This window comes from Pseudomonas sp. WS 5059 (genome assembly GCF_012985525.1).
In the GTDB taxonomy this organism is placed as follows: Bacteria; Pseudomonadota; Gammaproteobacteria; order Pseudomonadales; family Pseudomonadaceae; genus Aquipseudomonas.
In genome coordinates this window covers 855426-869526 of sequence record NZ_JAAQWO010000001.1, presented here as the reverse complement: position 1 = coordinate 869526, position 14101 = coordinate 855426, and the positions used below count along the sequence as shown (strand labels likewise).

Sequence of the window (14101 nt, the reverse complement as noted above, 5' to 3'; positions counted from 1 at the left end):
ATAGCAAGCTAATTAACTGCTTGGTACATTTTGTATGGCATTTACAGATCCTGTGCCGCACCGAAACAACACACTCTGGCTGGCCCGCAGTTGTTCGACGCAGTTCAACGGCTGCAACCCCTGGAGACCGCGCTTGAGGTCACGTTCGCGGCGGGCGATGTAGAACGTCCGGTCATCGGGCAGGCTGCTCAAGTCGTCGATCTGGCGCGCCTGGCCCTTTGTGTAGAACTCTCCCGAATAGGAGCGGCGGCCCCAGTAGTAAAGGCTTCCCGGCGCGCTGGCTTGCAGTTGCTGCCAGGCGTAGGCGAGGTCGCGCTGGTTGTTGGGCCGATCAAAGGCACGGCCATCGATTGCGGCAATCGGCAGCCACACAGGCAAGAGCAGTGCCAGCATCAGTCCAGTGACTATTTTCCCGGTGCTCCAGCGCGCCTGATTGAGCGCGCCTGCCAGTAACAGGCTCCAGGCCGGTAGGGCCGGCAACAGGTAAGTCCACAGGATATTGCCGGAGAACGTGAAAAAGGCCGGGGTTGCCAGGGCCCACAGGGTGATGAACGCGTAGTAGCGTCCCGACAGCACCGAGCGGCGAAAGCCAATGTAGAGCGCGGGTAGCAGCAGGGTCCACGGGAAAAACGCCAGCAGCAGATCCAGCCAGATGGCACCGATTGGCCGGGCATGGGCGCTGCCGTACAAGTCGCCGGCCCAATCGCTGACGACATAGCGCTTCCAATGCTCGCCCACGAGGAAGTAATCAATAAAGCCGGGGGTGCGTTGTTCGGCAAGCAGGTACCAGGGCACGGCGATCAGCAGCATCAGCAAAACGCCGGTGAGCCAGGGCAAGCGCAAAAAAGCGCGCCACTGGCGATAACCAACGGTCCAGGCGAACGCGGGAATGGCGACCAAGACCACTGCCAATGGCCCCTTCGCCAACAGGCCAAGACCCAGGCCGGCGAATCCTGCCAGCGCCCACCGCCGGTCGCCTTGTGCCACGCCGCGCCAAAAGCCGTAGGTGGCCAGCAGGACCGAGAAACTCAGTGCCGGATCAGTCAGCACCACCCCCGCTGACAGCAGGCCGAGGGTCGAGCTGGAAAAGATAATCGCCGCCAGCACGGCGGTTTTTTCATCCGCTTGCTCACGGGCAAAACGAATGATGATCAGGCAACTGGCCACATGAAACAGCCACGCCGGAACACGAATCGCGAATTCATTGATGCCCAGCCACTGCATGGCCAGCGCCTGGCTCCAGAACGACAGCGGCGGCTTGCCCCAAAACGGCACATCTACCTCGAACAGCGGGGTTACCCAGTTACCGAGTACCAGCATCTTGCGCGCCATTTCTGCATAGCGGGCTTCTGAGGTGTCCATCAGCGGGTAGAGCCCCAGGCTTGCCAGGCGCAGGCCCAAAATGGCGATCAATAGCAGCCATAGCGTACGGGTCGTCATAGTCATCAGCGGTTTTCTTGTTCGCGAGGGTGTGGGGGGCAGGTGTGTTCCGGGCGTTCGGGGGTTTCGCCGAGCAGCCTGTCGAGCAGGTAGATGGGACGCTGCCTGACCTCGCTCAACGTGGCGCCCAGGTATTCGCCGATCATCGCGATGCCCAGGGCGATGAACGCGGCGATGCCCATGATCACGTGATGGGAACTGAAGTTGTTGACGCTCACCTGATAGATGATCAGGACCAGGGTCGCGATGAAAATCACCAGGCTGAGCAGGCTGAACCAGCGCAACGGCTTGCGCGAGAGGGCCAACACACCTTCGATACCCAGGTCGATCAGCGCCAGCGGCCCCCATTTACTGAGGCCGGCGCTGCGTGGTTCACGGTCGTAGGGCAGCTCGATGGTATTGAACCCCAGCCAACTGATCAGGCCCTTCATGAACCGTGTGCGCTCGGGCATGCATCGCAGCGCTGCCAGGGGGGCAGGGCCAATCAGGCGGAAGTCGCTGACGTCGGCAGGCACATCAAACTTGTCGGCCAGGAAGTTCATCAGTTTGTAGTAGAGATGGGCACTGATCCGTTTGCTTGACGTATCAGACAGTCGAGTGCGGCGCTGCATATTGACGATATCGCTGCCAGTCAACCAATGATGAACCATTAATGGAATAAGTTCGGGTGGGTCTTGCAGGTCTGCGTCAATAAATAACAACCCATTGCCACCGGCATAATCAATACCGGCGACCATCGCCGCTTCCTTGCCGAAGTTGCGGCTCAGGTTCAGGCAGCGAACCCCCGGTACCCGGCAATAACCCGCCAGCAGCGCCAGTGTTTCATCGCGACTGCCGTCGTTTACATACAACACTTCATGGCGAATGGTTAATGTGTCCAGCACAGCCATTAATCGTTTATGAAAGAGTGGCAGTACCTTGGCTTCGTTATAACAGCAGACAACCACACTGAGCAGCGGGCGCAGAGGGCGCTCAGGTCTTGATGGGTTCATGGCGAAAGCTCCAGTGCTGATTGATTCGGTATGTGAGCAACGTCAGGGCGAGGGTGGTCAGCCCTTGCATCAGCCATAGGTGCCGGGGCCAGAGCGCCAGCAGCAAGGCCATCAGCCCCAGGTTTGCCGCGTTATAGGCGAGGGCCGTGATGCAAAAGCGCAACCATTGATAATTATCGGGTGGGCGGGGGGTTGTGAACGTCCAGCGTTTGTTGCCTTGGTAACTTACGGCGGTGCCGATTAGTCCACCCAGTAAAGTCGCTATTAATGCTGGTAGCGCCAACGACAATAACAAAAGTGTTAGGTAGTGAGCGCCGGTGGCAAGTACTCCAACTGTTAAATAACAAGGTAGTCGCGCGCAGGTGTTGTGGGACGCAGGGGCTGTCATCGAGAGAGTTACACGTATTCAAGAGTCTGTATGGCGCTGACTTTAACGACTCATGAATGTGCAAATGTGAAAAAGATGTTTGAAGTGGCTCATATTGCCAAAGTGTAATTTTAGTGTTGGCTAGTTGTTATAAGTCACCTATAGAAAGGGGCAGTCGGTCCCTTTCTATAGGATAGATGGAGGATTAGACCGACAGGTGCTCATACAAAATCGTCGCACCCACTATCATCAGCACGACCCCGCCCACGATCTCTGCGCGTTTGCCGAACATCGTGCCGAGGACCCGGCCGAGCATCACACCAATGGTGACCATGGTCATGGTCGCCAGGCCGATGGCGGCAGCGGCCACCCAGATGTTCACATCGACAAACGCCAGGCCGACGCCCACCGCGAGGGCATCGATGCTGGTGGCAAATGCGGTGACGGCAAGGACCAGGAAGGAGTGCTGGGCGCTTTTCTCTTCGGCCTCGTCTTCGTGCTTGAGGCCGTTGTAAATCATGTGCAGGCCCAGTACCACCAGCAAGGTGAAGGCGATCCAGTGGTCCCAGTCTGCCACCCAGCGCGTGGCGGCCTGGCCGATCAGCCAGCCGATAATCGGGGTAATGGCTTCGATGACGCCGAAAATCAAACCGGTACGCAGCGCTTCCGACAGGCGTGGTTTGTGCAGGCTGGAGCCTTTGCCGATCGCGGCGGCAAAGGCGTCGGTGGACATGGCCAGGGCCAGGAGAATGAGGGAAACAGGATTCACGGGCGCTCTTCCAGTCGGGCTATGAGTCAACGACACAACCACACGCCCGACTTTAGGCATGGATGTGTCGCTGGTCTCACCAACCAAAAGGTGTTCGTACCACGGCAGGTTGCCGAGAATGTTGATACGAACGCTTGCGAAAGACTCGCAAGCAGGCTACTCCCCAACGAGGTGCGGGATCTTATGCGGGCAAACATGAAAAAAACGTCAAAACCGCCCCGCGGGCTGCTCAACCTTTCTGAAGCGGCGCGCCCTCGTTGATCCGCAGTTCAGCGCACAGCCCGCCCTGGGGCAGGTTGTACAGCTGCAAGGTGCTGCCGATCTTGCTGACGATCATCTGCACAATCGCCAGGCCCAGCCCGGCGCCATTGGCATGCCCCTGGCTGTAGAACCGCTCGAACAGGCGCGCATATTGACCTTCGTCGATACCCGGGCCGGCGTCCTCGACACTGATGTACACCGCCCCCGACGCCTGCGGTTGCACCTGCACGCGGACCTCGCTGCCGGGTGGGGCGAAGTTCAGCGCATTGGTCACCAGATTCTGCAGGGCGATCGCCAGGGCGACGGGGTCGGTCTTGACCAGGCAGTGGTGGTCGCTGTCGAGGATCAACTCGATACCCTTTGCCAGCGCCAGGGGCGTCAGTTCGGCCAGTTCCTCACGCACCAGCGCGGTCAGTTCCACATCGCATCGATCGGGGTTGGCCAGGCGCGGCTCGATACGCGCCATGGTCAGCAACTGGCTGGCAATGCGTGTGGCGCGGTCGACGGCGCTGACCAGGAACTCGAGAGCTTCCTCCCGTTGTTGTGGGGTGCTGGCCAACTGGGCGTTCTGCGCATGGATCCGCAGGATCGCCAGGGGCGTGCGCAATTCGTGGGCCGCATCGGCGATAAAACGGCGCTCCCGCGCCAGCAGGTTGTCGATCTGTTGCAACAGGCGATTGAGCGCGGTCTGCATGGGCTCCAGGTCGTGGGGCAGGGGGCGCAGGTTGAGCGGCTTGAGGGTTTCGGTATTGCGGCCACGGATGGTGTGGGCCATTGCGCGTAACGGCTGCAACCCCCAACCGATGGTCAGCCAGATCAAGGCGGCCAACAGCGGCACGCCAATCACACTGGGCCACAGCGTATGGCCGACGATGCGCTGGATCAGGTCCTGGCGGATGTCATCCCGCTCGCCCACCCAGATCTGTTTTTCTACGACACGCTCAAGGCCGGGCAGGCGCAGTTCGATGAGCCGCAGGTGCGCGAGCATTATCCGGTGGTTGCCCATTACCTGGGCGTGGACCGCCCAGACCCGCAAAGCCTGACGTTCGAGCGTGAGCAAAAGGCGCAGCCGTACCGGCTTGGCACCACGCCGAACGTGATGTTTGTGATGCTTGAATCCCTTGGCACCAGTGCGGTCGGCGCCTATGGCAACCCTCTGGACCCGACGCCAAACCTTGACCGGCTGGCGAGCCAGAGCTGGTTCTTCAAGCATTTCTATGTGCCGGTCACCGGCACCGCAAAGACTGTGTGGGCGAGCATCACGGGCGTACCGGATGTCACGCGTCAGGAGACGGCGACCCGCCACCCTCTGATCACTCGCCAGCACACGCTGATCAACGCTTTCACCGATTACCAGAAGCTGTACATGATTGGCGGTAACGCCGGGTGGGCCAATATCAATGCGTTGATCCAGCAAAGTATCGATGGCGTGCGCTTGTATGAAGAACGCGATTGGCAATCGCCGCGAGTGGATGTGTGGGGCATCTCCGATCTGGACCTGTTCAAGGAAAGCGACCGGATCCTGCGCGATCTGCCCCAGGGAATGTAGCGGCGCAAAACCCCGAGCAATTCCAACGCCTGGTCGACCTGACCCGGGGCCTGCATGAAAGCGCGCGGTTGATGCTGTACCGCAATGTGCGCTGATGGTGGCTGGTAGACCGCTAATCGCCGGCAAGCCAGCTCCTACATTTGATTGGTGATGTGGCGCAGATTCTCAGCCCTGCCGCGCCCCCCCTGTAGGAGCCGGCTTGCCGGCGATGGCAGTGGTTCAGCCGCAGCATCTGGTGGCTGGTAGACCGCTAATCGCCGGCAAGCCGGCTCCTACATTTGATTGGTGATGTGGCGCAGATTCTCAGCCCTGCCGCGCACCCCCTGTAGGAGCCGGCTTGCCGGCGATGGCGGTGGTTCAGCCGCTGCATCTGGTGGCTGGTAGACCGCTAATCGCCGGCAAGCCGGCTCCTACATTTGATTGGTGATGTGGCGCAGATTCTCAGCCCTGCCGCACCCCCTGTGGGAGCGGGCTTGCCCGCGATGGCGGTGGTTCGTGGTAGACCGCCATTGCAGGCAATCCAGCTTGGGGTCTGTGCGAATTCTCCTGCTGGTGCTTAGAAGGAGTATTTGGCCGTTACCGTGAAGTTACGCGGGTCACCAAACACGTCGTACGGGCTCCAGGTCGAGTTGCTGGCGATGCCCTGGTAGTACTTTTTGTCGAAGACGTTATTGATGTTCAGTTGGGTATCCAGATGTTTATTCACCTGGTAACCCGCCATCAGTCCGACCAAGGCGTAGGCATCCTGTTCGATATGGAACTTGCCAAACACGTTGCTGCCTTTGTTGAACGTTGCGCTCTGGCTATAGAGGTTGGCACCGATGCGCCATTGGCTCATGTCGCCTTGCAGATGGTAGGTGGTATTGGCCTTGAACATATGGCGCGGGACGTCGGTGTCGAACAGGCTGCCTTCCTTGCTCTTGTCCGCATCCTTTTCGTACTTGGCCTGGGCGAAGGTATAGCCGGCAGCCACTTGCCAGTTGGGCGTCAGGGCGCCGTTGATCTCAAGTTCCAGTCCCTGGCTGCGCACCTTGCCGGCGGCTTCATAGCAGCCGTAGCTGCCGGCGGGGATCACTCGGCAGACACTGGCGTCGGCCACTTCCGCTGCACGGTTGAGCTGGTCGATCTGGAACAGCGAAGCGCTGGCGTTCAGCGCGCCGCCAAAGTATTCGCCCTTGATGCCCACTTCGTAGTTTGCGCCGGTGATCGGCTTGATCCCGGCACCTTCGCCGTTCTTCTCGGTCTGGGGCTGGAAGATGTCGGTGTAGCTGGCATACACCGAGTGGTTGTCGTCCAGGTCATAGATAACCCCGGCATAGCGGGTGACGTGGCGCACTTCCCGGGTTTTGCCCGAGGTGTAGTACTGGTCGTTGGTCTGGTCATAGATCGAGGTGGCGTCGTACCAGTCCAGGCGCGCGCCGAGAATGACTTTCAGCGGGTCGGCCAGGTTCCAGCGGGTGGTCAGGTAGAGACCTTCCTGATCGACTTTGTCATTGAGGGAGTAAACGTCCGGAACGGTCGGTCTAGCCAGGCCCTTGGGGCTGAAGCCGTTGATGTCCGGCACGCTGATGAACACGTGGCCGCCGGTGGCCTCGGTCTTGAGCTGGCGCTTGCTGGCGCCCACCACCAATTCATGCTGGCGACCTAGCAGCGAGAAAGGTCCGCTGGCGAAAAAATCATAGGTGGACTGATCAAAATCACGGCCCTGGTTGAAGACGCGCTGGCGGTAGGTGGCGTCGTTGTTGCGTTCGAGGACGGCGCCCATCATCTTGAATTCCGACCAGTTCTTCGAGGCGCCCAGGTGCAGGCGCCAGTCGTTGTCGAAGCGCTGGTCCAGTTCGACGAACACCGTCTTATTGTCGACGTCCTGGTGCGACCAGCTATAGCCGAAGGTCTTGGAGCGCGAGAAGCCCATGTGGCTACCGTCGGTGTTCACCGGCAAGCCGCCCCAGTTGATGTTGTTATTGTCGTTCTGGTCGGACGCCCCCACGGTCAGGGTCGTGCTGTCGCTCAGGTCGAACTCGCTGATGCCGTAGAACACGCCGCGTTCGCGCCCGGCGTAATCCTGATAGCTGTCCTTGTCGTTGTAGGCGCCGACAAAGCGCCCGCGTACCGTGCCGCTGGCATTGACCGGGCCGGAAACATCCAGCTCGCTGCGGTAGTTGTCCCAACTGCCGGCACTGCCACTGATACTGGCTTGGAATTCCTTGGTGGGGCGTTTACGTACCATGTTGATGGCGGCCGACGGGTTGCCGGCGCCCTGCATCATGCCGGTGGCGCCGCGCACCACTTCGACGCGGTCGTAGGGGGCCAGGTCGGCAGTGGCGACCCAGTCGGCGTTGTAGGTGGTGGGCAGGCCGTCAAACATCAGGTTGGTGATGGGGAAACCACGGGCGAAATACTCGCTGTTGGCCGGGCGCGAGGCCGACAAGCGCAGCCCGGGCGTGGCCTGGACCACATCGTCAAGGCTGCGCATGCCCTGGTCGTCCATGCGCTGGCGGGTGATCACCGTCACCGACTGCGGCGTCTCGCGCAGGGACAACGGCAGCTTGGTTGCAGTCTGCATCGCCCCTGTGGTGTAGGAACCGCTGTTTTCAGTGGTCGAGCCCAGGGCCAGGCCGCTGACGGTGGTCGCGCCCAGTTCAACAGCGCCGGTGGCTTGGCCGCGCGGTATCAGCAGGTAGTTGCCGCTGGCATTGCGCGTAACGGCCAGACCACTGTCAACCAGCAGGCGGTCCAGACCCTCATGCACCCCAAAGTCACCCCGCAGCGCCGGCGCGCGCTTGCCCTGCACCAGGGCCGGATCAAAGGGCAGGGTGATCCCGGCTACCTGGGCGAAGCTGTTGAGCGACTCTTCCAGCGCCCCCGCGGCCAGGTCGTAGTGGCGGCTATCGGCCTGTTCGGCCTGCACGGCAAAGCTGGCCAGCACCAGGCTGCTCATGCCACCCAGCAAAATGCTCTGGAGGGTGAGCGCAAGAACGCTGCGTTGCAGGGGCCGGGGGGGATTCAAAGGGTGGGACATGAACGGTAAGCTCCTTACGAATGACGAGGTGTATTGCCTGTCTGTCGAAGGGCTTGGCAAAACCCGTAAAAGTTTTTGCGATTTTTTCTCATCCGGCTTAACGAGCGAGGACACGGGTCCAAAGCGGGGTGAAGCGCTCGATGCGCACCGGCAGCGAATCACCCAGGGCACTCAAGGCACGGTCGATGTCGTCGAGCTGGAACACGCCCGACACCTCCAACTGCGCGACGGCCGGGTCACAGTGCAACCAGCCGTGGCGATAACGCGCCAGTTCGGCGGTCAGGTCGTGCAGGCGCATGCGTTTGGCCACCAACTGCCCACGGGTCCAGGCGCTGGCGTTGAGGGGGCTGGCTTCGACACGGTGGCTGCCGCTGGCATCAATCAGGTATTGCTCACCGGCAGCGACCTGGATCGGCTCGCCTTTTCCATGAATGGCCACCACGCCGTCCTCGACCCGCAGGCGCGTGCCATTCGGCTCGTCACGCACCGCAAAGGCGGTGCCGATGGCTTGCAGCTGTGCATGCCGGCTGCTGACCCAGAAGCTGCGGCGCCCGCCGGGTGCGGCACTGTCCTTGCCGGTGTCGATGAAAATCTCGCCACGCCGCAGGGTGATCAGCCGGCGCTGGGCGCTGAATTGCACATCCACCGTACTGGCGGTGTTCAGTTGCAGGCGGGTGCCGTCAGCCAGCAGGAACTGGCGTCGTTCGCCGACCCCAGTGGCATAGTCCGCGCCCCAGGGCACCAGCGTGCTGTCGCGCAGCGACCAGCCGGTAACGCCGCTGGCAAGCAACCCCATGCCCAGCAACTTGAGCGCTTGGCGCCGGCTGCGCTGCCCGCTGTTCAGGCGCTCCAGCGTGTCCAGTGCCACGCTGCCGGGCAGCGCGGCCAGGCTCTGGAAGGGCGCGTCGATTTTTTGCAGCGCTTGCCAGGCGGTTTCATGCAGCGCGTCGGCCTGGCGCCAGCGTTGGCAGGCTGCCAGGACCTCGGGGGTGGCGCCGCTGGATTCGATCCGCACCAACCAACCGATCGCCTGATCGAGCACGCCATCAGGAACGCTCATCGTTGCGCCAGGTAGCAGTGGCGAATGGCAGTGGCCATGTACTTCTCCACCGAGCTGAGGCTGATCGCCAGGCGCTCGGCGATGTCCTTGTAGCTGAGGCCTTCGAGCCGCGACATCAGGAAGGCCATGCGCACTTTGGGCCGCAGGCCATCGAGCAGGGCGTCGACGCGCACCAGGGTTTCCAACAGAATCAGTTGCGATTCCGGCGACGGCACCCCAGCTTCCGGCAGGTGGGCAATGGCTTGCAGGTAAGCCCGCTCGACCCGTTGGCGGCGCACGCGATCCACCAGCAACCCATGGGCCACTGTGCTCAGCCACGCCCGTGGCTGACGCAACTCCTGCAACCGCTGCGGCTTGCCGAGGATGTGCACAAAGGTGTCCTGGGCCAGGTCGGCAGCGTTGTCGCCGTGACGCAGTCGCTTGCGCAACCAGTCCAGCAACCAGGCGTGATGATCGATGTACAGCGCGCGGATATCGGCGTGAGGGGCTGAAGGAGTGGGTGGCGACGACACGAAAAGCCTCCGCGCGATAACTGAATGCATTTGAGAATTTGTCGCATCTTAGTGCGGGGCGACGGGGTTCAGCAAGAACAAAAGGGGACAGATCCATTTAATTAAACAGATCCGCCCCCATTCCCGCTGCGTGGATAAAACTCGTAGACTCCAAAGCCGCTTACATTCATGGAGAGAACAGTGCGCATCTATATCACCGGCGCTTCGTGTGCAGGCGTCACGACCTTGGGGCAAACCCTTGCAGCGTCGTTGGGCGTACCCCATGTCGATGTGGACGACTTTTACTGGTTACCCACCAATCCGCCTTTCACAACCAAGCGACCACCCAACGAGCGCGTCTGTTTGATCAAGCGAACACTTGGCGATCAAGGCTGGGTGTTGAGCGGCTCTGCTGATGGCTGGGGAGAAGCGCTTATCAGCCATGCCAGCCTGATCGTCTTTGTGACGACACCAACACCTGTGCGCCTACAGCGCCTGGACCTGCGTGAAAAGGCGCGTTTTGGCGAACGTATTGCCCAAGGTGGCGATATGCATGAAATACATATCGCCTTTCGCGAGTGGGCCTCGCAGTATGACGACCCACTTTTTAGCGGACGCAATCGAGCGCGGCATGAGGCGTGGATTTCAAGGCAGGTGGTGCCGGTGTTGCCTATCAACGGGGAGAGCGCTGCCGAGCACATGGTTGCGGATGTGCTGCATGCGGTTTCGCAAATAGCCCTGGAGCCGGTCATCTAAGGGACATGCCATGGACTCTTCATTATGTGACTGACAAGTCCGCTATGTAGATCTCAAGTACCGATAAAGTGTCTGGCGACTGATTTCAAAATCGCGCGCTAGTTTAGATTTACTTTCTCCCGCACAGGCACGGTCAATTAAACTTACAACCTGATTGTCGGACAGTTTTTTCTTGCGCCCTCTATAAACTCCCCGCATCTTTGCGCGGGCAATGCCTATTGCCTGTCTTTCCATCGTCGCAGTGCGTTCGAACTCTGCGATCATCTCCATTACCGCAATGATGGGCTCCATAACTTCAAGGCAGTCGTGTCGGAAAACCAGGTTTTCGCTCAAAAACTCCAGGTTTACCTGCTTTTCAATCAACCGGCGAATCAGGGTACACAGTTGCTCGATGCTGGAGGTGAGCGCTGCCATGCTGTCGACAACCACGGTATCCCCGCACTGTGTATAGCGAATCAGCCGTTCAAGGCCTGGGCGATTTGCGGCATTGTCTGCAGCCTCATCGCAAAACACTGCGTCAAATACATCATGGCTCGTTTTTTTCTCCGCGCTACCCTCGGATTCTTGTAGAGAGAGCCGGAAATATTTGATGCGATGCAATCTCATAGTGCCTCCTTGGCAATACTTGTACGCAGTTGTTTTATCCTTGTACAAACTGTAACTAAATTATTAAAACTTACACAAATTCCTGTAACACTGAGCTCGCCCAAAATACACAGTTGCAAAGAATTGAACTTATCTTATCATTTTGAAGCTTGGAATGATCCTAACAAGTTTTCCGTAAACAGTCGATTTCATATTTATTGAGCGGTGCGCGTGAATTCGCGCAGTGAATTTGAATGTCTACTGTTTTATCGCTCAAACAATTGATGTGACCGGCTTGACGAAGCTGGTAATTCCCCGATGCAAGCAGAGGATGAATGGATGAAGGTCTTGGAAGAAGCCATCGAAATTGATCGCCTAAATACCGATCAGGAAAAGATTGATCATGTAACCCGGCGCATTACCGAACATGGGAACGACCTACGCAAGCGCTACCCGATCCTGCAGCATCAGGATGCTCTGGGAGCGAGTGTCATGGTGTTTTCCCTGGTAGGCATGGTGGTCACGGGAGGGCTCTATATCAAGGGTTTTATCCCTGGCTGGATGTGTATTTTTATTAACGCGCTGCTGACTTCTTTTATTCATGAAATCGAACATGATTTGATTCATCGGCTTTATTTCAGAAAAAAACCGCTGGCCCATAATGCCATGATGTTTTTTTGCTGGTTGGCGCGACCGGGAATGCCCAGTCCGTGGTTAAGACGCAGTCTGCACTTTCATCACCATAAAGAATCCGGAACTGACTCGGATGTCGAGGCCTGGATCACTACCAGTGGTAGCCCTTGGGGAATCCTGCGGTTGTTGAAACTGATGGATGGATTTGTCTTTGGTTTCCTAAACGCGGTTTTTGCTCCGGGATGGCGGCAAAAGGTAAGATTGTTAGGCAAAATCATTCGACTCAACACGCCTTTCGGCCTTGTGTACTGGGGGTGCTGGTATGTGTTCCTCGGCTACCACCTGTATGTCTGGCTTGGGTCAATCAGCGGGGCGCAGGTTCATAGTTCTGCGGCAACGCTGGCGCTAATGGAGGTGGTCAATAATGTAGTCGTCATTCTTATCGCTCCAAACCTGATAAGGCAGTTCTGCCTGTTCTTTGTAAGTTCAAATATGCATTACTATGGCGACGTCGCCCCGCGTAATGCGTTACAACAAACCCAGGTAATGAACCCTTGGTGGTTGTGGCCGTTCCAGATGTTCTGTTTTAACTTTGGCAGCACGCACAGTATTCATCACTTCGTTGTGAGGGACCCGTTCTATCTGCGTCAGATGACGGCGCCTTATGCCCATAAAGTCATGGCGCAGGCAGGTGTCAGGTTCAATGACTTCGGCACATACAAGCGTGCGAACCGTTTTTCCCTGGATCACTCGCAAACACGGTCGCGCGGGTGAAGTTCGCGAAAAGTATTATCAGCTGATAGTTACGGCCCAGCCGTAATCCGTAAATGGGGCTGCCAGGCGGCATGTTTCTTGTCGCCTGGCAACTTTGTTAATGCTCAATAGCAATACTTCAAATGCGAGGAGTCTGAGGTATGAAGGCACAAGGGATGTGTGCAAAACAGTTCGAAGCGGTCAAGCAGGCTTTCGAGCAGATGTTTGATGATCCGCAGGAGCGTGGAGCCGGGCTTTGCGTGCAGGTAGGCGGGGAGATGGTCGTCGACCTGTGGGCCGGTATGGCGGATCAAGAGGGCACCCAGCCGTGGACGCGCGATACATTGGCCAATACCTTTTGCGTAGTAAAGCCCTATGTGGCGGTGGCGGTGCTGATGTTGGTCGAGCAGGGCAAGCTGGAGCTGGATGCACCCGTGGCCCGTTACTGGCCTGAGTTCGCCCAGAGCGGCAAAGCCCGGGTGACCTTGCGTCAGGTGATGAATCACACCGCGGGCCTGCCGGCGCTGCGCGCCCCCGACCACAACCCCATGATGTTTGACTGGGAACACATGATACGGGTCCTTGAGGCCGAGCCGCTGTGGTGGGAGCCGGGAACCGACCTGGGGTACGGCACCACCACCTTTGGCTGGATACTCGGTGAGTTGATTCGTCGGGTGGACGGCCGCGATGCCTGCGTCTTTATCCATGACGAGATTCTGGACCCTCATGACCTGGACGTTCACCTTGGCGTGGACGAACAGCACTTTCATCGTATCGCCCGGTTCGACAGTGCCACCGGGCGAGTCGGCGATCCTTACTCGCAAGCGTTGCGAGCAGTGCTGAAAAACCAGCCATCGCACATCGCGACATATGCCTTCACCAATCCCGGAATGGTGCCCAGACGCACCAGCGACCCTCGCTGGTGGGCCTATCGCCAACCGGCTGTGTGTGGACACGGTACCGCTCACGGCCTCGCCGGTTTCTACAGTGCGTTGCTGGCGGGAAACTTTATCGGGCGCGAAATGCTCCGTGAGTTCACCCAAGAGCACAGTCACGGCATGGATCGCTCATGGATGCGCCCAATGCGCTACGGCCTGGGTTGCATGCTGGAGCAGCAAGTCGACCCGACGGCTTCCCTTGCAATGGGCCCCCGCGCCTTTGGTCATCTGGGCCTTGGCGGCCCGGTGAGTTTTGCCGATCCCGACAGTCGCGTGAGCTTTGGTTTTGTCACCACGACCTCGGGCAGCCATACGATGATTGATCCGCGTCCTGGCCGGCTATCCGCGCTTGTTTATGCGGCGCTTTGAAGGGGCGTTCATTTATCAGTTGCCTTTGCAGCTCGTCACTTGAGGATAAGGTCGACAAACTCGCGCCCTATCTATCCTGCTCATGTCCGTCCTTGGACATGAGCGTCGAGCCGCTT

At 59.0% G+C, this 14101-nt stretch carries 11 protein-coding genes, 2 pseudogenes and 1 riboswitch; of the genes and pseudogenes, 4 read left to right on the top strand and 9 right to left on the bottom strand.

Going from position 1 to position 14101, the window contains the following annotated elements; all coding sequences use genetic code 11:
* Window positions 1-12 precede the first annotated feature (12 nt).
* The 5 genes and pseudogenes from HBO12_RS03655 to HBO12_RS03635 form a co-directional block, all read right to left on the bottom strand.
* The gene (locus tag HBO12_RS03655; RefSeq protein WP_262376894.1) at window positions 13-1446 is read right to left on the bottom strand and encodes an ArnT family glycosyltransferase; all 1434 of its coding nucleotides are present in this window, start codon (window positions 1444-1446) and stop codon (window positions 13-15) included.
* Complete coding sequence (locus HBO12_RS03650) at window positions 1446-2432, bottom strand: glycosyltransferase family 2 protein (RefSeq protein WP_262376893.1); 987 nt, start codon at window positions 2430-2432, stop codon at window positions 1446-1448. The genes HBO12_RS03655 and HBO12_RS03650 overlap by 1 nt, the downstream gene beginning before the upstream one ends.
* Window positions 2413-2820, bottom strand: coding sequence for a GtrA family protein (locus HBO12_RS28670; protein WP_170041472.1), 408 nt, complete (start codon window positions 2818-2820; stop codon window positions 2413-2415). The genes HBO12_RS03650 and HBO12_RS28670 overlap by 20 nt, the downstream gene beginning before the upstream one ends.
* Window positions 2821-3004: 184 nt before the next feature.
* Window positions 3005-3568 carry a manganese efflux pump MntP gene (gene mntP, locus HBO12_RS03640; RefSeq protein ID WP_170041471.1) on the bottom strand — a complete coding sequence of 188 codons (564 nt, stop codon included), beginning with the start codon at window positions 3566-3568 and terminating at the stop codon, window positions 3005-3007.
* Between the two features lie 4 nt (window positions 3569-3572).
* Window positions 3573-3745, bottom strand: a riboswitch (yybP-ykoY riboswitch).
* A gap of 52 nt (window positions 3746-3797) precedes the next feature.
* Window positions 3798-4751: pseudogene (locus HBO12_RS03635) on the bottom strand (ATP-binding protein); the annotation flags it as partial.
* On the opposite strand from HBO12_RS03635, the pseudogene HBO12_RS03630 reads away from it, so the two are divergent.
* Window positions 4743-5366, top strand: a pseudogene (locus tag HBO12_RS03630) (LTA synthase family protein); the annotation flags it as partial. The pseudogenes HBO12_RS03635 and HBO12_RS03630 overlap by 9 nt on opposite strands.
* A 568-nt stretch (window positions 5367-5934) precedes the next feature.
* On the opposite strand, the gene HBO12_RS03625 reads toward HBO12_RS03630, so the two are convergent.
* From HBO12_RS03625 to HBO12_RS03615, 3 genes are all read right to left on the bottom strand, one after another.
* Window positions 5935-8400: a TonB-dependent siderophore receptor gene (locus tag HBO12_RS03625; RefSeq protein WP_170041470.1), complete on the bottom strand. Its 2466-nt coding sequence runs from the start codon at window positions 8398-8400 to the stop codon at window positions 5935-5937.
* A gap of 97 nt (window positions 8401-8497) precedes the next feature.
* The gene (locus HBO12_RS03620) at window positions 8498-9460 is read right to left on the bottom strand and encodes a FecR domain-containing protein (RefSeq protein ID WP_170041469.1); all 963 of its coding nucleotides are present in this window, start codon (window positions 9458-9460) and stop codon (window positions 8498-8500) included.
* Entirely contained in the window at window positions 9457-9972 is a 516-nt protein-coding gene (locus HBO12_RS03615; RefSeq protein WP_346266485.1) for a sigma-70 family RNA polymerase sigma factor, read from the bottom strand. The genes HBO12_RS03620 and HBO12_RS03615 overlap by 4 nt, the downstream gene beginning before the upstream one ends.
* Window positions 9973-10152: 180 nt before the next feature.
* Here HBO12_RS03615 and HBO12_RS03610 point away from each other — a divergent pair, with 180 nt between their 5' ends.
* Window positions 10153-10707 (top strand): P-loop NTPase family protein, encoded by a 555-nt coding sequence (locus HBO12_RS03610; protein ID WP_170041468.1) that lies wholly within the window; start codon window positions 10153-10155, stop codon window positions 10705-10707.
* A 42-nt stretch (window positions 10708-10749) separates the two neighbouring features.
* Here the strand turns inward: HBO12_RS03610 and HBO12_RS03605 are convergent, their stop codons facing one another.
* Window positions 10750-11313, bottom strand: a complete 564-nt coding sequence (locus HBO12_RS03605; RefSeq protein ID WP_170041467.1) for a recombinase family protein — start codon at window positions 11311-11313, stop codon at window positions 10750-10752.
* Window positions 11314-11631: 318 nt separating this feature from the next.
* Between HBO12_RS03605 and HBO12_RS03600 the strand changes: the two genes are divergently transcribed.
* Together HBO12_RS03600 and HBO12_RS03595 are read left to right on the top strand one after the other, a co-directional pair.
* Window positions 11632-12699, top strand: a complete 1068-nt coding sequence (locus HBO12_RS03600) for a fatty acid desaturase (RefSeq protein WP_169951462.1) — start codon at window positions 11632-11634, stop codon at window positions 12697-12699.
* Between the two features lie 140 nt (window positions 12700-12839).
* Window positions 12840-13985, top strand: coding sequence for a serine hydrolase domain-containing protein (locus HBO12_RS03595; RefSeq protein ID WP_169951464.1), 1146 nt, complete (start codon window positions 12840-12842; stop codon window positions 13983-13985).
* The last annotated feature ends 116 nt before the right edge of the window (window positions 13986-14101 follow it).